This window comes from Autumnicola musiva, from assembly GCF_031846585.1.
GTDB classification, from domain to species: domain Bacteria; phylum Bacteroidota; class Bacteroidia; order Flavobacteriales; family Flavobacteriaceae; genus Autumnicola; species Autumnicola musiva.
The window spans coordinates 1-611 of sequence record NZ_JAVRHK010000080.1 but is presented as its reverse complement, the minus strand read 5'-3'; the positions used below and the strand labels follow the sequence as shown (position 1 = coordinate 611).

Here is a 611-nt window from a genome sequence, read left to right as displayed (position 1 = left end):
GACGCTAAAACTTACCCGAAAGATCCAGTTATTGATCGACCTGCCCACTAAAGAAGAGCGTAAAGAGGACATGGATAAGCTTTACCTGTGGAGGAATCGGTGCTACAGGGCCGCCAACCTTATTGTCTCCCATCTTTATGTACAGGAGATGATCGAAGAGTTCTTCTACTTATCGGAAGGCATCAAATACAAACTGATTGACGAAAAGAAAGATGAGCATGGTATCCTAAACCGCTCCCGGATCAATTCCACCTACCGGCTGGTTTCCGATCGCTTTAAAGGAGAAATGCCCACCAACATCTTAACCAACCTGAATAGCATCATAATTAGTGCTTTCAAAAAGAACAGGGAGAAATACTGGAGTGGTGAACACTCCATAAATAACTTCAGGAGGAATATGGCTTTTCCCTTTAATATGGAGGGAGTCTGCGGCTTAACTTACGATGAAGAAAAGAGGGCCTTTTGCTTTCGGTTCTTTTCAATTCCTGTAAAAACGTATTTAGGAAAGAATTTTATCGATAAGTGGAAACTGATGCACCAGGTGGTAAGCGGAGAGACTAAAATGCATACTTCCCATATCCAATTAAAAGATGGTAAGATCTTTATGTTGA

1 pseudogene is annotated in these 611 nt (G+C 41.6%); it reads left to right on the top strand.

Annotated elements, in window-relative coordinates:
* Window positions 1-611, top strand: a pseudogene (locus RM539_RS19935) (hypothetical protein); the annotation flags it as partial.